16 protein-coding genes are annotated in these 16,669 nt (G+C 67.0%); 6 read left to right on the forward strand and 10 right to left on the reverse strand.

The annotated features are described in order from the left end of the window. Positions 1–105: 105 nt before the first annotated feature. Positions 106–1,542 carry an aldehyde dehydrogenase family protein gene (locus CFB39_RS09710; RefSeq protein WP_089472893.1) on the reverse strand — a complete coding sequence of 479 codons (1,437 nt, stop codon included), beginning with the start codon at positions 1,540–1,542 and terminating at the stop codon, positions 106–108. 134 nt (positions 1,543–1,676) lie between these two features. Here CFB39_RS09710 and CFB39_RS09715 point away from each other — a divergent pair, with 134 nt between their 5' ends. Continuing rightward, complete coding sequence (locus CFB39_RS09715) at positions 1,677–2,438, forward strand: hypothetical protein (protein WP_089472894.1); 762 nt, start codon at positions 1,677–1,679, stop codon at positions 2,436–2,438. A 312-nt stretch (positions 2,439–2,750) separates the two neighbouring features. Beyond that, the gene (locus tag CFB39_RS09720; RefSeq protein ID WP_069248063.1) at positions 2,751–3,116 is read left to right on the forward strand and encodes a hypothetical protein; all 366 of its coding nucleotides are present in this window, start codon (positions 2,751–2,753) and stop codon (positions 3,114–3,116) included. Positions 3,117–3,261: 145 nt separating this feature from the next. On the opposite strand, the gene CFB39_RS09725 is transcribed toward CFB39_RS09720, so the two are convergent. After that, positions 3,262–3,741, reverse strand: a complete 480-nt coding sequence (locus CFB39_RS09725) for a DUF2501 domain-containing protein (RefSeq protein WP_089425527.1) — start codon at positions 3,739–3,741, stop codon at positions 3,262–3,264. 286 nt (positions 3,742–4,027) lie between these two features. On the opposite strand from CFB39_RS09725, the gene CFB39_RS09730 reads away from it, so the two are divergent. Then, entirely contained in the window at positions 4,028–4,576 is a 549-nt protein-coding gene (locus tag CFB39_RS09730; protein ID WP_089472895.1) for a hypothetical protein, read from the forward strand. A gap of 85 nt (positions 4,577–4,661) precedes the next feature. Next, a complete protein-coding gene (locus CFB39_RS09735) occupies positions 4,662–5,237 on the forward strand; it encodes a polysaccharide deacetylase family protein (protein ID WP_089472896.1) in 576 nt (191 codons plus the stop codon). 12 nt (positions 5,238–5,249) lie between these two features. Here the strand turns inward: CFB39_RS09735 and CFB39_RS09740 are convergent, their stop codons facing one another. Further along, positions 5,250–6,215 (reverse strand): phosphotransferase, encoded by a 966-nt coding sequence (locus CFB39_RS09740; RefSeq protein WP_089472897.1) that lies wholly within the window; start codon positions 6,213–6,215, stop codon positions 5,250–5,252. Positions 6,216–6,240: 25 nt separating this feature from the next. Here CFB39_RS09740 and CFB39_RS09745 point away from each other — a divergent pair, with 25 nt between their 5' ends. Beyond that, the gene (locus tag CFB39_RS09745) at positions 6,241–6,930 is read left to right on the forward strand and encodes a cephalosporin hydroxylase family protein (RefSeq protein WP_089472898.1); all 690 of its coding nucleotides are present in this window, start codon (positions 6,241–6,243) and stop codon (positions 6,928–6,930) included. On the opposite strand, the gene CFB39_RS09750 is transcribed toward CFB39_RS09745, so the two are convergent. The 6 genes from CFB39_RS09750 to CFB39_RS09775 form a co-directional block, all read right to left on the reverse strand. Beyond that, positions 6,887–8,095 (reverse strand): glycosyltransferase, encoded by a 1,209-nt coding sequence (locus CFB39_RS09750; protein WP_089473261.1) that lies wholly within the window; start codon positions 8,093–8,095, stop codon positions 6,887–6,889. The two genes, CFB39_RS09745 and CFB39_RS09750, sit on opposite strands and share 44 nt — an antisense overlap. 7 nt (positions 8,096–8,102) lie before the next feature. Beyond that, complete coding sequence (locus CFB39_RS09755; RefSeq protein ID WP_089472899.1) at positions 8,103–9,164, reverse strand: asparagine synthase-related protein; 1,062 nt, start codon at positions 9,162–9,164, stop codon at positions 8,103–8,105. Further along, the gene (locus tag CFB39_RS09760; RefSeq protein WP_089473262.1) at positions 9,161–10,018 is read right to left on the reverse strand and encodes a 4Fe-4S cluster-binding domain-containing protein; all 858 of its coding nucleotides are present in this window, start codon (positions 10,016–10,018) and stop codon (positions 9,161–9,163) included. The genes CFB39_RS09755 and CFB39_RS09760 overlap by 4 nt, the downstream gene beginning before the upstream one ends. Before the next feature lie 22 nt (positions 10,019–10,040). Then, complete coding sequence (locus tag CFB39_RS09765; protein WP_089472900.1) at positions 10,041–11,033, reverse strand: phosphotransferase enzyme family protein; 993 nt, start codon at positions 11,031–11,033, stop codon at positions 10,041–10,043. After that, entirely contained in the window at positions 11,034–11,783 is a 750-nt protein-coding gene (locus tag CFB39_RS09770) for an FkbM family methyltransferase (RefSeq protein ID WP_089472901.1), read from the reverse strand. A gap of 240 nt (positions 11,784–12,023) precedes the next feature. After that, positions 12,024–13,616, reverse strand: coding sequence for an ABC-F family ATPase (locus CFB39_RS09775; RefSeq protein ID WP_069248073.1), 1,593 nt, complete (start codon positions 13,614–13,616; stop codon positions 12,024–12,026). A 171-nt stretch (positions 13,617–13,787) separates the two neighbouring features. Here CFB39_RS09775 and CFB39_RS09780 point away from each other — a divergent pair, with 171 nt between their 5' ends. Next, positions 13,788–14,240, forward strand: a complete 453-nt coding sequence (locus tag CFB39_RS09780; protein ID WP_089431143.1) for a lipocalin-like domain-containing protein — start codon at positions 13,788–13,790, stop codon at positions 14,238–14,240. A gap of 12 nt (positions 14,241–14,252) precedes the next feature. Here the strand turns inward: CFB39_RS09780 and CFB39_RS09785 are convergent, their stop codons facing one another. After that, on the reverse strand, positions 14,253–16,541 hold the full coding sequence (locus tag CFB39_RS09785; RefSeq protein WP_089472902.1) for an AsmA family protein: 2,289 nt from the start codon (positions 16,539–16,541) through the stop codon (positions 14,253–14,255). Positions 16,542–16,669: the final 128 nt, after the last annotated feature.

Genomic DNA, 16,669 nt, shown 5'->3' on the forward strand with positions numbered 1-16,669 from the left:
ACATCGGAACCGCGATGATCGACGATCCACCGACGCGCACCTTGACGGCCGTCAATAAAAAACGGCACGCGAGCGTGCCGTTTTCATGTCATGCGTGAGAAACGCTCAGGCCGGCTTCGCGGGCTTGAGCTGCATCGACTTGTACTCGAGATATTCTTCGAGCCCGTACACGCCGTTCTCGCGGCCGTGCCCCGACTGCTTGTAGCCGCCGAACGGCGCGGCCATGTTCCATGCGCCGCCGTTGATGTCGACCTGCCCGGTGCGGATGCGGCGCGCGATGCCCATCGCGCGTTCGTCGCTGCCGGCCCATACCGCGCCGCCGAGCCCGTACGGCGAATCGTTCGCGATCCGCACGGCCTCGTCTTCATCGCGATACGTGATGATCGACAGCACCGGCCCGAAGATTTCTTCCTGCGCGATCGTCGATTTCGGATCGACGCGGCCGAACACGGTCGGCTTCACGAAGAAGCCTTTATCCAGCCCTTCCGGCAGGCCCGTGCCGCCCGTCACGAGTTCGGCGCCTTCGTCGATCCCGCGCTGGATGTAGTCCTGCACGCGCTGCTGCTGCACGGCCGATGCCAGCGCGCCGAGGCGCGTCGCATCCTGCCGCGGATCGCCGGCGACGTAGGTTTCGGCCGCCGCCTTCGCGATCGCGCGCGCCTCGTCGTAGCGCGCTTCCGGTACCAGCATGCGCGTGTGCGCCGAGCAGGTCTGCCCCGCGTTCAGGTAGCACGCGTTGACCGTGCCCTTCACCGCCGTCGCGAAATCGGCATCGTCGAGGATCACCGACGCCGACTTGCCGCCCAGCTCGAGCGCGACGCGCTTGACGCCCGCGGCCGCCAGCTCGGCCACGCGCTTGCCGGCGCGCGTCGAGCCCGTGAACGACACCATGTCGACATCCGGATCGGTGGCCAGCACTTCACCGACCACCGGGCCATAGCCGCACACGAGGTTGAACACGCCAGCCGGCAGCCCGGCTGCGTGAATCGCTTCGGCGAGCATGAACGCATTGAGCGGCGCGACTTCGGACGGCTTCAGGACGACCGTGCAGCCGGCCGCGAGCGCCGGCGCAACTTTCAGCGTGATCTGGTTGAGCGGATAGTTCCACGGCGTGATCGCCGCGACGACGCCGACCGGCTCGCGCACGACGAGCGAGTTGCCGACCTGTGCCTCGAATTCGAACGACTCGGCGAGCTTCGCATACGCCTTCCAGTTGTAGATCGGGCCGCCGACCTGAATCGCGCGCGACAGCTTGATCGGCATCCCGACTTCGCCGGTGATCGACTGCGCGAGTTCCTCGCTGCGCGCCTGCAGATGCTCGACGATCTTGCGCAGGTAGCCCGCGCGCGTCGCGGGCGGCGTGGCCGCCCACGCGTCGAAGGCTGCGCGCGCCGCGCGGATCGCGTCCTGCGCGTCGGACGCGACACCTTCCGGAATCCGGCCGATCACCGCCTCGGTGCCCGAGTCGATCACGTCGATCGTGCCGGTGCCGGCCGGTTTGCGCCACGCGCCGTCGATATAGAACTGGTCGTAGATTTTCATCGCTTTCCGCCTCCAGGAAAGCCGCCATTCTAGCGAGCGTTTCGGTCCGCCGGTGTGACCCGCCGTGACGATTGACAGCCATTCGAAAGGTCTTTAGCCTCGGCGCCTCATTCATCATAAGAAAGGAGAATGCCTTGAGCATCCTGACCAAAATCGAGGGCGGCTATCTTCAGGTATTGCGCGTGATCGTGCTGTTGTTCGCGACCGCAGTCCTGATCGGCGGGGTCATATTCGGCGTGGTCGCACTCGATGCGCGCCTGTCGAAACCGCCGAAGGTCGCTTCGGCCATCCAGGTCGATCCCGCATCGTTCGCGTGGGAGAACGATGCACCCGCCAAGGCCACGCCGGCCGCCGGCGGCGCCGCAGCCAAGGACGACGATGCGTCGCCCGCGCTGCGCCTGTCGACGCAACTGTCGGGCATCGTGCAGAAGCACGGCCGCGCGGCCCTGTCGCCGGACTACGCGGTCGATCGCGACGCGTACGAGCCGTCGTTCCAGCGCGTGCTCGGCGACGACGACCACCCGGACGTCGCGTACTACGAGCAGCAGATCGCGTATCTCGACAAGGTGCTGTCGCGCCCGGACGTCGCGGCCAGCGTCAAGAAGAAGGTCACCGGCCACGGCGACGAATATGCGCGCGAGCAGGCGTACACCGACGTCGTGTCGACGGTCATGCGCGACTTCTCGCAGCGCTACGACGCACGCCGCACCGCGATCGACGACGAAAAGAAGGCCGCGGAAGAAACCGCTGCCGAGAACGGCCAGACCGCGCGCTACGCGGGCGTCGCCGCGCTCGTCGCGCTGTATTCGTTCGTGTCGCTCGCGGTGCTGATCATCCTGATCCGCGTCGAGCGCAGCATCCGCTCGATCGCGCGCGCCACGCACACGACGACCTGAGTCCACTCACCGGCAGCCGGGCTCGCGGGCCGGGCTGCGGCGGGCCCGGCAACGGGCCCGCTTCACGGCGCCGGCGGCCGTTCCCCGGCCGCCTCATTCCCCGCCGCTCCTCACGCGCGCGCACTTTCCGTTCCCGCTGTCCCCTCACTTCGCCGTCGGCGATCCTCGCCGGCGCGGCGTCCGTTTCTCCGCCGCCATGTCAGCATCCGCCCGGGTGCGCGGTCGGGCCCGCATCGTGCTATGTTTTTATTATCGGCACCGGCCCAATGCAACCGGCGCCGCCCGGAATCGACGTATTTCGTGAGCGCTGCCATGTCCGACGCACCCCATATCCTCGGCTCGCAAGACCGCCTGGAACTGCTTTGCTGGCTCACCTGCGGCAATCTCGGCGCGTTTTACCTCAACGAATCGTGGCCGGACGCCACGTTCCAGGTCCAGGCCGCGCACCGCTGGCTCGACCGCCATCACCGTCAGGCCGACTGGCTGGCCGTTGCCAAGCTCGCGGCGCTCGCGCAGGACATCGCGAAGCGGCATGCCGGGTTCGTCGATGCGTCATGGGCCCGCGACGCGGTCGAGGAAATCGTCGATACCGACGATCTCGACTATCGGGCGAAACTCGTGCAATGGGTCTACGAAGACTGCTGCAAGGCGCTCGCCGACAAGCGGCTGGCCGATTGAGTCCATGCGTGCGGGCCGCGACAGCGCGCGGCCGCCCGTCTTCTCATCGATGTCTTCTCATCGATGATGTGCGTGGGGCGGCCGGAATGGCCTGCGGAAACGGTACGCATCGCACCGCCCCCTGCGCCGCCAGGCACCGCAACACTTACAGCAGCGACTTCGCCTGCGTCAGCACCTTGTCGCAGATCTGCTTGGTCACCTGCTGCTTCAGGCCGCCGCCGCTCAGGTCGAGCTTGCTGCCGTTGCCGGCATCGAGGACCCCGCTCGCGCCGCTGGTATAGCCGCTGTCGGACGATGCGTTGCCGCCGAGCTTGCCCATCAGCGCGTCCTTCACCGACGACGCGCCGCCGGACGCCCCGCCGAGATAGTTGTTCTGGATGCAGAACTGCAGCAGGCCGGCGACGTTGCCGGTGCTGCCCGGCATCAGCGACGCACCGCCCCCGCCCGTCAATGCCCCGCCGAGGCCGCCGAGATTGCCGAGCGCACCGCCCGCGCTGCCGCCTGCATCGCCGCCGCCGCCGACCTGCTTCAGGACATCGCCCAGTTGCGCATGCGCCACCGAAAACGGCGCGAGCAATCCGATCAGCGCGCCGGCAACGGTCGCGCGGTATAGACGTGCATTCATGTGAAGCCTCCCGGTTGTGATGACATGAGTACCGCGAATCGAATCCAAGGATACGCAATCGACCCGTGCATGACAGCCTTCGAAGGCGGCCTGAAACGTCAGGCATCGTGATATCGCCGCAATTTGACAAAGCTTGACGGCGGGCCGTGTGCGGAACGTCGGTTTTGACGCAGGCTCGCGATCGCTGCGCCAGGTCGCCGGCGCGCGTGAAGCGGCATAGAATCGTCGTCGCCGGCCGTTCGGACCCTCCGGCCCGATCCCCATCCCGAACCTGAAGGATGCTCGCGTGATGCCTGCCCATCGACTTCTGCTGATCGCCGGCGCATCGGCCGCGCTGCTTTGCGGTTCCGGCACCGCCCGCGCGGCGACGGCCACGGCGGCCGCCGCATGCCCGTCGCCTTCGTTCGACCGCTATCCGGCACTCGCCGCGAGCGCGCCGCGCAAGCCGGCCGCGGCACCCCGCCTGACCACCAGGGAAACCCGCCGCTACCGCACCGTCATTCGCGACGAATTCACGCAACCGGCCAATTTTGCCGGCCACTACCGGGTCGCGGTCTGGGGTTGCGGAACGGATTGCCGGAATTTCGCGATCGTCGACAAGTACACGGGCGCGACGTACACGATGCCCGGCGTGCAGGCCATCGCAGGCGTGATGGGCAACGACGAGGAGCGCGTCGATTTCCGTCCCGGCAGCAGGCTGCTGATCGTCGCGGGCTGCTTCAACGACGAATGCGACGACAACAGCGCGAAGGCCGCCCGGTTCTTCTACGCGTGGACCGGCACGCAGTTGCGTCGGATCGGCACCTGTCCGCTGGCAATCGAGCCGCTCCAGTAGCCGGCCAATGGATGCGCATGCCGCCGCTCGCCGCGACTTGCGCTATCGTTGCTCCGGTACACCTTGAACGGCGCACTCACCCGCAATGTCCATTCGCCTCAGTTTCGACGACGGGCCCGGTCCCTCGACCCTCCCCTTGCTCGATGTCCTGCGCGCCGCGTCCTGCCAGGCGACCTTCTTCCTGCTCGGCCAGAATCTCGAAAGCGCACTCGATGTCGCGGCAAGAATGGCGAGCGAAGGCCACCCGCTCGGCAATCACACCCATTCGCACGCGAAGCCCGGCGCGCTGGCGGACGATGCACTGATCGACGAGATCGAGACGACCGACGCGCTGATCCGCGAAGCCTATCGTCGAGCCGGCGTTCCGGCGCCAGCCACGATTTCATTGCGCCTGCCTTACGGCCTGATGCCGGAGGACAGCCGCGCCGGCGTGCTGGCGCGGCTGCAGCGCGAACACACGGGCTGGACCGCGATACTGGACGACTGGCAGCGGCCGGCGCCGTCGCCGCAGGCGCTGTTCGACGCGATGTGCGCGCACGTCGACGCCAGCGCGGCACGGCAACGTGACGTGCTGTTCTGCATGCACGACGGATCGCGGCACCGCGAGGCGCGGCCCCATACGGTCGAAGCGGTGCGCCTGTTCCTGAATCGCCCGCGCTGACGAAGCAGCCGGCTAACGCCCCGGCGCCGCACCGTCGAGCAACTGCCACCAGCCGCCGAGAAAGCCGATGCCCGGCCCCGGTGTCCACAGCCCGCGTTGTGCGGCTTCGAGATGGATCAGCGTCTGGTCCGCGCAGAACAGGGCCATCAGCGCATCGCGTCGGTCGTGCATCCAGTCCGGCACGTCATCGGGCCGCGTCGCGGTATAGGCTTGCAGGCCAGCATCCCAACGCTGCGCATCGAATACGAAGCCATCGTCCCTGCCCGCATCGCGCGACAGCGCGAACAACGCAAAAGCCGCTTCGAGCCACTGCGCGCCCTGCCCGACATCGTCGAAATCGAGTACGCCGTTCACCGCGTGCCCCACATACAGCAGGTTGCCCGCGTGATAGTCGCCGTGCAGCCAGTGCACCGCGCCCGTCAGCCAGCGGGCAGCAGCGTCGAGATGTGCGCCGATCCGGTGAATCATCGTCTCGTAGTGGCCGCTCAAGTCACCCGGCAACGACGGCGCAGCGCGCGCCGCGACACGTGCGTGGCGCGCAGACAGCCACGCGAGCGGCGCCGATTCGGTCACGGGTATCGCCGCCATCGCCGCATGCAGATGCGCAAGCGCACGCATCGCATCGATCGCGCCCGCCTCCGCTTCGTCCGGCAGGCCGGGGCGGCCGTCGATATGCTCGAACAGATGCAGCCAGCTCCCGTCGGGCAGTTGCACGCCGGACCGTGCGTCCACGGTCGGCCGCAGCTTCGGCAGCGCAGGCAGCATCGGCGCCGCACGCGAGTGGCCGAGATGGCCAAGCATCGCCGCCTCGCGATGCACCTGCTCGACCGCCTTGCCGGGCCACGACACGCGCAGCACCGCGCGCCCCGCATCGCACTCGACGAGATACGTTTTGTTAGTATGGCCCGACGCCAGCGCGTGCAAGTGCGCCGGCCCGATGTTCCAGTACCGGTGAAGCCACGGTTCCAGCGTTTTCACGTCACTCCTACTCGTTGCATTGACCATGTCAGAGCGTCCCTCGGCCCGCATGCGGGACATCAATATCGAATGGCTGACGCGTGCTGCCGAATTCGACCATCTGTTCCAGACGCGCTGGCTCGGCGAGCGCTTCTTCCACCTGCCCGGCGACATGCTCGCGCTCCAGGAGCTGATCTGGCGCGAGCGCCCCGACTGCATCGTGCAGACCGGGATCGCGGCGGGCGGCGGCGTCGTATTCTCCGCGTCGATGCTGGAGCTCGCTGGCGACAGCGGCCGCGTCGTCGCGATCGAACCGCGCCTGCGCGACGAGGTCAGGCAGCGCCTGCAATCGCACCGGCTCGCCCACCGGATGACGCTGATCGAAGGCGAATCATGCGCGGCCGACACGCTCGCCTCGGTGCGTGCGCAGATCGATGACGGCGCGCGCGTGATGGCGATCCTCGATCTCACGCACACCCACGCGCACGTGCTGCGCGAACTCGAATGCTATGCGCCGCTCGTGACGCCCGGCAGTTACGCGATCGTGATGGACACCATCATGGAGTACCTGCCCGCGTCAATGTTCGACGGCAAGCCGTACGGCAAAGGCAACAACCCGGCCACCGCCGCGCATGAATACCTCGCTCGCGACAAGCGCTTCGAGGTCGACTACGACATCGAGGACCGCGTCCTCATGACGCTGTCGCCCGGAGGCTTCCTGAAGCGAGTGCGCTGATCAGGCCCGCCGCCTCGGCGGAACCGTCGCGCGACGCATAGCTCGCGCGGATCCGCGCCGCCTGCTCGCGCAACGTCCCGGGCCGCAACAGGCGTTCGAGCGCAGCGGCGATGTCGGCCACGCCGGCCTGCTGCAGATCCAGCACGCACCCCGCGCCGGCCCGCTCGACGAAGTGCGCCGAATGGAACTGGTCATTGCAGAACGGCGACAGCAGCATCGGCACGCCGCTCGCAAGCGACTCCATCACCGAATTCGCGCCGCCGTGACTGACGAACGCGTGCGTGCGCTGCAGCAGCGCCAGTTGCGGCACGTAACGCACGGCGACCACGCGCTCGTCGTCGGCCGGCAGCAGATCCGAATCGACCAGCTCGCCCACCGACAGCACCAGTTGCGCCGACGTCGCGCGCGTCGCCTCGATGACCTTCGCAAACACGTCGGGATGGTAGTAAAGCTGGCTGCCGAGCGACATGTAGACCAAAGGACGATCCGCATCGAGGCGTTCCCACGGGAACGGCGTCTCGTCGCCGCGCGGGCCGGACGGCATTGCCGGGCCGACCAGCTCGACACCCGGCGGCGGCGCACCGACCAGCGCGTCGGTCGTGAACGCGAGCGTCAGGTGCGGCGAAAGGATGTCGCAACCGCGAAAGCGCGCATCGAGCCCGTAGCGCGCGAACAGCCGCGTGCGTTCCGGCGTGAGCCATCGCACCGTGCGCAGCAGTTCCGAATCGAGATCGTCCGGCAGCACCGGATTCAGCGAATTCGACATCGAGACCCACGGCAGCCCTTCCAGTTCAGCGGCAATCGCCGCCGCATAGAGCAGCGGATCGATCACGACCACGTCGGGCCGCCAGTCACGCAGCACCGTGCGAATGCCGTCCACCTGCGCGGGCGCGAGATCGATCAGCAGCTTGCGGATCCAGTGTCGCAGCCAGTCCGCGTCGCGGATGTTCGCGGCGAAGCTCGCGCCGCGTGACAGGTCATGGCGCTCGGGCGTCTCGCGCGGCCCCACAAACGTGAAACCGCCCGCGCCGTCGAGCTGCGCACTGATATCGGCCGGCGCATAGAACGCGACGTCGCACCCGGCGGTGCGCAGATGCTGGGCCGGGCCGATACACGGATTGACGTGCCCTTTTTCGGGCACCACGCAGAACAGGATGCGTTTCATGAACGATTCAGGTTGGGCGATGCGCGGCATCGAGGTGGTCGAAATGATCGAGGATCAGTGACAGCGTCGTCCACAGCACGCGTTCGGTATCCGCCTGCAGCGTGGGTGCGGCCAGGCCGAGCGTGTCGGCCAGCGCGTGCATGCGGTCGCGATCGAGCAGCGCCGTGAGATCCATCGCCGGGGCGAGCCGCCCGCGCTTGGGGCCGTGCACGAGACGGTCCGGCAGGCTCAGGCGCGCACCGAGATCGCGCAGGCATTGCTTGTCCGGGTCGGGCGCGATGCTCGTCAGATGCGCGACGACGGCAGCGTCGACGAACGGCGGATGCAGGTCGACCGACGCCGCATCGAACAATGCATGGCATAGCGGCAGATAGTTGGCCGAATGGTCGCGTCGCAGCACCTGGTCCGCGCCGTCGCCGGTGATGGCCACCTCGACGCCGTCCCCGGCCATCGCCTCGGCGAGCAGCAGCTTCGCGACCGGATGCAGGTTGAACATCGGCTCCTCGACCGCATGCGTCGTTCTCGGCAGCGCCGCGACGAAATCGGCCTCGTTCGCGCGCACGATCTTCACGTTCGCCTGCATCTGCGCGGCCAGTTCGAGTGCGGCATCGCGCTCGCAATAATCCGGCATGTCGGTCACGAGGACATAGGACGCCACGTGCCGCTGCGCGCCGAGTTCGCGCAGCAACGCGAGCAGCAGCGCCGAATCGAGCCCGCCGCTCAGCGCCAGCGCGACGCGCTTGCCGCTGTCGAGCGCGCGCTGCAGCGATGCGCGCAGCACGGTTTCCAGATCGGCGTGCTGCGGCTGCCCGGGTGCCGGCTGCACGGTCAGCCCTTGCGGCGAACGGATCAGCGCATGGCCGGGCGGCACCGCGCACACGTCGCGCAACACGGTGCGGCCGACCAGCCGCTCGCCGCTCAGGTAACCGGCGATGGCCGCCGCGTCCGGCTCGCCTGCCGGTTGTCCCGATGCGTGCAGGACGGCCCGGATGCCGGACGCCGCCGCACCGCTGCGCGGATGGTAGTGAAGCCGGTCGAAGCCGAACAGGTCGCGCGTGCCGACGATCATGGATAACGCGCCTTCAAGGCGTCCACTTCAATGCGTTTGAGGATGCGATGCGGCGCCACCGGCGCGCTGCCGCCCTGGCAATGCAGGCACGCTTCGAGCGGTGCCTCGCGTTGCAGATAGGCGAGCATCGCGTCGAGCATGCCAGCGTCGTCGCGCAGCGGCAGGCCGTCGGACTGAAAATCCTTCTCGCCCTGGTAGAGCGTATGGAAATGCGCCGGACGCGTGCAGGTGTAGAACATGCCGTCGCGAATCATATGGCAGCGCTCGCGGATCCAGCAATCGTGATAAAGGCGCTGCGCTGCGTCACGATCGGTGCCGGGCTGCGCACGGTTCATCGTCGTGAACACGTCCTGCACCTTCCAGTTCAGGCGCACGTCGAAGCGCGCGGCCTGGCGCTCGATGTGCGCGACCAGGTCGGGCGACAGCGACGGCTTCGGATAGCGCGAGATCGTCAGCGCATCCACCGCCTGCCAGAACGCATCGGTCATCTCGCCGAGCTTCAGGCCGTTCGTCGTGACGGAGATCACGGGCGCGATGCCCGTGGCGCGCACGCGCTGGACGAGTTCGACGAGCGCCGGATGCAGCAACGGCTCGCCGCCGACCAACTTGAACATGCGCGGGCGCAGCACCTTCGCGGCGCGGCGCAGATCGGCTTCGATCGACGCGGGGCTTGCATACCACTCGGGCAGCAACGGCGACAGCGAGCAGCATTCCGCGCAGGTCAGGTTGCAGTGATCGACGATGTGCGCTTCGAGCGAGCGCGTCAGCACGCGCCCGTCTTCGACGCGGTAATCGCGATCGAGCGGCGGCGGAAACACATGCTGTCGCTCGGTGGGCGGCGTCGACTTCGACATCGGGTTCAGATTCGCATTCACTTCAGCGTCCTGCTTCCACACAACGGGAAAAGAAATCGACCAGACGGTCGCGCGCATCCACCATCGCGGAGGCCATCGTCACCGCGCCGTTCAGATGCGATGCAAAGCGCGACGGATCGTCGAGCCAGCCTTGCACGATCCAGAGCTTGAGCGCGTGCTGCAGGCACGCGGCATCGACCGCCCATGCAATGCGCGCGGGATCGACCGGCCGGGTCCGCTGATAAGCCAGCACGAACGCTTCCGCCCGATGCGGCGCCTCCAGCGGCAGATGATTCAGGCAACGCACCAGCTCGTATTCGCGCGGCGCGCCGATCGATGCTTCCCAGTCGAGGATGAGCGGCGGCGGCGTGCCCGTGAACAGATAGTTGAACTGGTTGTAGTCGTTGTGGATCGGGTGCTGCGGATCGTCGACGGGAAACGCGTCGATGCTGCCCGGATAGTAGCGGTCGAGCAGGCGCAGCGCGAGATCGACATAGCGGCGCAGGTTGTCGGCGGCATGGTTCGCGCGTGCGCGATCGAGTGCATCATGCAGGCTGCGGCGCACCGCGTCCGCGTCGATCGCGGTCAGGCGTGCGCGGATCGTGTCGAGCTGCGGCAAGTGAAGCGGCTCGAGACTCAGATGCAACGCGGCCAGGCTCGCGCCGAGCGCATCCCATTCGGCCGGTGAAAACGTGTCGTAGGTTCTGAACTGCCCGGCTTCCCAGCGCGTCAGCATCGCGTGCGAGCCTTGGCCCGTCCACAGCGGCTCGCCGGACGCCGTGCGTTTCAGCATCTGCACACGGAAACGCGCATCGCGATGCGTCTCGAAGTGCGCAAGCACGGCGGCCTCCTTGGCCGCACGCGCATGATGCCCGGACGCGTAGAGCTTGACCGCCACACCGCCGTCATCGGTCGGCAGGTGCCACACGCGTTCGCCGACCTGGCGCGGCGCCCCGCTGCGGCCCAGCGCATAGGCATCGCGGATCTCGTCGAAGGTCGCGGCGAGCGAGTCCATTCAGATGTGCTCGGCCGGCCCGTATCGATACGGATGGCCGCTCAGGAACGTGTTGTGCCCGACGTAGCGCACCTTGTACATCGCCGGGCGGAACAGCACCGAAGGATCATTGTTCGCGATGCAGAGCAGCGGGTACAGGTCCTGCCGCACGAAGAACGCGTTGTTGCCCATGTCGTCGCAGCAGACGAGTTCATAACCCTTCTGCCGGCCGAGATGGACGAGCGATTCGAGGCTCGCGCCGTAATACGTCGAGCCGTCCCATTCGTGATCCGGGTTGAAGCACATGACCCAGCGTTCAGGCGGCGTGTAGTACGGGTTGTATTCGATCACGACGATACGCGGCTGGAACGCTTGCAGGCCGCGCCAGACCCAATAGTCGTTGCCGTCGATGTCGAACGACAGCAGGTCGAAGTCGGTTGGCGTGTTGGCATCGGCGAGCAACGTGTCGATCGTGTCGGGCTGGACGCGCTCATGGTGCAAGCGAACGCGTTCCGCTCCCGCGTAGTGGGCGGCAAGCTTGCCGAAGCGGTACGCGCTACCTTCCACCAGCACGCCGGACCAATCCCGTTCGCGCAGCAGCCGCGCGGTGTTGCTGTTGCGCAGGCCGTCGCTTGCGCCGATATCGACGCAGAAGCGGTTGGTCGGTGCGATCCGCTCCATCAGGCGCGACAGGATGCCTTCCTCGGTGCCCTGTGCATAGAGGCTTGGCGCAAGGCCGGATAAATCGAGCGGGAGAGGATGGTCCTGCATCGAGGGGCGGCTCCGGGTCGGAATTGAGGGTGGTATCCGGAGCGTAATTTACCCGAAGTCGATTGAGAGGAGGAAACGGGAATGTGCGCCCCCGCGCTTCACCGGCACGGAAATGAAAAAGCCCGCATCGACAATACTGTCGATGCGGGCCCGATGCGCTTCTCGCGGCTTCGCGTTGCTATGCGCTCCAGCTTCGTACCACGGCCGGACCGCAACACATGAACGGAAGCGTCAGGACACTTACTCCTGCCCCTGACTCGTCAGGAACTCCTCGTAATTGCCGCCGAAGTCGAACAGCGTGCCATCCGTACGCACTTCGATGATCCGGTTCGCCAGCCCGCTCACGAACTCACGGTCGTGCGAAACGAAGATCAGCGTGCCTTCGAACTGCTCGAGCGCGATCTGCAGCGACTCGATCGACTCCATGTCCATGTGGTTGGTCGGTTCGTCCATCAGCAGCACGTTGTGGCGGCCGAGCATCAGCTTGCCCCAGATCATGCGCCCCTTCTCGCCGCCCGACAGCACCTTCACCGACTTCTTGATGTCGTCCGACGTGAACAGCAGGCGGCCCAGCGTGCCGCGCACCATCGTTTCGTCGTCGCCGTCCTTGCGGTACTGGTCGATCCAGTCCATCAGCGTGATGTCGTTCGGGAACTCCTCGTACGTGTCCTGCGGCATGTAGCCGACGTTCGCGTTCTCGGACCACTTCACCGTGCCGTGCTCGAGCTCGAGCGCGCCGAGCAGCGAACGCAGCAGCGTCGTCTTGCCCGCGCCGTTCTCGCCGATGATCGCGATCCGCTCGCCCGGCTGAACCGACAGGTTGAAGTTCTGGAAGATCGTGCGCTCGTACTTCTTCGTGATCTCTTCAGCGACCACCGCGACGTTGTGCAGCTTCTTCTCGAACTCGAAACGGATGAACGGGTTCTGGCGCGACGACGGCTTGAATTCCTCGATCTTGATCTTGTCGATCTGCTTCGCACGGCTGGTCGCCTGACGGGCCTTCGACTTGTTCGCCGAGAAGCGGCGCACGAAGTCCTGCAGTTCGGCGACACGCTCCTTCGCACGCGTGTTCGCCGCGGCCTGGCGCTCGCGCGCCTGTGCCGACGCGAGCATGTAGTCGTCGTAGTTGCCCGGCCAGACCTTCAGCGTGCCGAAGTCCATGTCGGCCATGTGCGTGCACACCGAGTTCAGGAAGTGACGATCGTGCGAGATGATGATCATCGTCGAGTTGTACTCGTTGAGCGTTTGCTCGAGCCAACGAATCGAGTTGATGTCGAGGTTGTTGGTCGGTTCGTCGAGCAGCAGCACGTCCGGCTTCGAGAACAGCGCCTGCGCGAGCAGCACGCGCAGCTTCCAGCCCGGCGCGACGTCGCTCATCGTGCCGTTGTGGAATTTCTCCTCGATGCCGATGCCGAGCAGCAGCGCACCCGCGCGCGCCTCGGCGTCGTAGCCGCCGTATTCGGCGAACTTGCCTTCGAGCTCGGCGGCGTGCATGTAGTCGTCGTCGGTGGCTTCCGGGTTCGCGTAGATCGCGTCACGCTCGGTCATGGCGGCCCACATTTCGGTGTGGCCCATCATCACGACGTCGAGCACGCGCACGTCTTCGTACGCGAACTGGTCCTGGCGCAGCTTGCCGAGACGCACGTTCGGCTCCAGCGCGACGTTGCCGGCGCTCGGCTCGAGGTCGCCGCCGAGGATCTTCATGAACGTCGACTTGCCACAGCCGTTCGCGCCGATCAGACCATAGCGGTTGCCCTCGCCGAATTTGACCGAGATATTCTCGAACAAGGGCTTCGGCCCGAATTGCATCGTGATGTTGGCAGTAGAAAGCACGGCAGGTCCCGTTAAAGGATAAATCGACGGAAAACCGTGTATTTTAGCAGGTGTCGGAGAAACTGCCGACCACGCCGTTCCGGCAGCGCATTTCCGGCCCCCGCGGCCTGCCGCCCGGCGGCCCGCCAACACGACGGCACGCGCCCCACCGCCGCCTTACCGGAATCCCGCATGCTCGCCAGCCAGCTTCGCGAACAACTCGTCGGCGCATGGCGCCTCGTGTCCTACGAAATCCGCCCGCGCGACGGCAGCGCGGTCACCTATCCGCTCGGCCGCGACGCGCGCGGCTGGATCCTGTACACGCCGGACGGCTACATGTCCGCCCAGCTGATGGCCGCCGGCCGGCCGCCCTACGCGGACGGCGACCTGCAGGGCGGCACCGCCGACGAGCGCGCGGCGGCCGCGGGCGGCTACATTGCGTATTCCGGCCCCTTTCAGGTCGCCGACGACGGCACGCTGACCCACGAAATGGACGTCAGCCTGTTCCCGAACTGGATCGGCAACGTCCAGCAGCGCGCCGTCAGGCTCGACGGCGATCGCCTGCAACTCGGCACGGCCGCCCCGGTACGGATCGACGGCCGGGAAGTCGATGCCGTGCTGCTCTGGGTGCGCGCGGGCCGCTGACGCGCACGCGCGTCACTTGCCGGCCTTCGCCGCCGCCCGCTGCGCCGCCTTCGCATTCATCTGGCCGAACAGCTCCGAGCACGGCACGTCGCGGTTGTTGCTCGGCGCGATCAGCGGAATCAGGGCCGCGAACGGGTTGATCAGCCCGAGGCCGACCATCGCGCCGGCACGCAGCGCGAGCGCGCCCGCGTCGACGCCGACGTTCGGATTCTTGAACGTGCCCTTCGCGTACAGCGGCGAGCGCAGCGAGAAGATCCGGAAACCCTTCGTGTGCGGATGGATCTTCAGGTTCAGCGTTTCGTCGCGCAGGCTGATCGGGCCGTCGACGTTGATCAGCGCGTCGTCCGTATCGAGCGCGAACACCTTCGGATCGAGAATGCCGTTGGTCGCGACGAAGTCGATCGCCGCGCAGTTGATCTTCACATCGTTGTTGCCGAACAGCTTCTCGTAGACGACGTTCGCGACGTTCAGCCCCGCCGCTTCCATCAGCAGGCGACTGATGCGGCCGTCCGTCACGAGCGCCTTCACCTCGCCGGTCGACGTCGCGGCCAGCGCGGCCGGCGAGTTGCCGGTCGCCGACAGCGACGCATCGCCGTTGATCTCGCCGAGCGCCGACTGCATGACCTTCTGCGCCGGGAACAACTGCTTGAGCTTCAGGTGCCGCGCCGCCACGGTGAAGCGGCCCTTCAGCGGCGCACCGCTGCCGTCGAGATGCGCGGTCGTCGCGAGCGTGCCGCCCGCGACGCCGAACTGCAGCGGCTCGAGCGACAGCACGCCGTCCGTCATCACGATGTGCGTGTACAGGTTGGTGATCGGCAGGTCCGAACTCTTGACCAGCTTGCGGCCGGTGAACTTGACGTCCGCGTCGAGCGCACGCCAGCGGTCCGTGCGGAACGTCTCGACCGGCAGCACGCGGCTCGACGGCTGTTTCGTCGTGTCGCCGCGCTTGGCCTTGCTCGCGGCCGTATCCGCGCCGATCACCGGCGCGAGGTCGGAGAACTGCAGCAGGTTGGACACGAGTTCGCCCGACAGCTTCGGCCGCGGCTCGCGCTGCTCGTAGACGAGCGTGCCGCCGAGATCGCTGCCGCCGACGCGACCGTTGAAGTTCTCGTAACGGAAGGTGCTGGCCTTGCGCTTGAAGTTGCCGATCAGCCGCCCTTCCGTCGCGTAAGGCGGCGTATCGGGCAGCGTGATGCCGGTCAGCTGGTAAAGGTGCGACATCGACGTGCCCTGCAGCCATAGTCGCAGGTCGATGGCCGCGAGATGCATCGGGTCGGTCAGCGTGCCGACGATCGCGAGCCGCGTGTCGCCGGCCTTCACGTCAGCCTGCAACGGGAACGGCCGCGATGCGTCCTGGATCGCGAGCACGCCGCCCAGCTTGCCGGTACCGCTGATCGGCACGTTCTTGTAGCGGCCGTCGACCTTCAACCCGAACGCATAGGTCGGGCCGGACGGCTTCGCGGGCACTGCGACGCTGCTTGCACCAGACGCGGCTGAAACAGCCGATGCCGAAGCGGTGGACGAGGAAGCCGACGCCGGCACCACGGCAGACGCGGCCGCAGCACCCGTTGCCGATGCCGCACTCGCAGCCTGCGCCGCAGAAGCACTCGACGCGGCCTCCGCGTTGGCCTTCGCGCTCAACTGCGCGGCGCCATGCTTGCCGACCCGCTGCGCCGATGCCGCGCGCGACGTCTGCTCCTGCTCCTTCAGCACGTCACCGAGCGGAATCGGCTGCCCGAGCGTATCGATCGCGACGCTCAGGTCGGCCTTCGTGATCGCGTCGCGGTACGTGACGGTGCCCTTCGCGAAGCCGAAGCTGTCGAGCCGCACCTTCCACGGCGACGGCTGCGACGATTGCTTGAACTGGAAGGTCCACGTGTTGCGGCCGTCGGCGAGCCGCTCGAGGTCGACGGCCGGATTCACGACGTCGATCGACGGGATCACGATTTCATGCGCGAGCAACGGCAGGATCGCGAGATCGAAGTGCGCGGCATCGAGCGTGACGAACTTCGGCATCTTCGCCCAGTCGGGGTTGCCGATCTCGAGCTGCGTGGCCGTGAAGCTCGGCCAGGGCACCCAGGCGCGCCAGCCGGTTTCGCCGTCGGGGCGGCGCCAGCCGACCTTCAGGTCGCCGTTGATCGCGAACGGGCGGCCGAGCGCGGCCGTGACCTGCTCGTTGACCCACGGCTTCGCGCGGTTCCAGTCGAAGATAAAGAGAAAGACGCCGGCCGCCGCGATGAGCACCGCGACGATACCGACGATCCATGCAGCCGATTTGCCGATGGCTCGGGCTAGCGTCATGGCGGTTCCGTTGTTGTTCTGAAATGTTGCCGCACCATGCCGGGCCGCTTGCGTGGACGAACGGCGCACGACACCCGCGGCTTTTCAATCGGTATTATGACGCACGCCATGGTGACGTTTCGGCGCCA

The sequence above is a fragment of the Burkholderia sp. AU6039 genome, assembly GCF_002223365.1.
GTDB lineage: Bacteria > Pseudomonadota > Gammaproteobacteria > Burkholderiales > Burkholderiaceae > Burkholderia.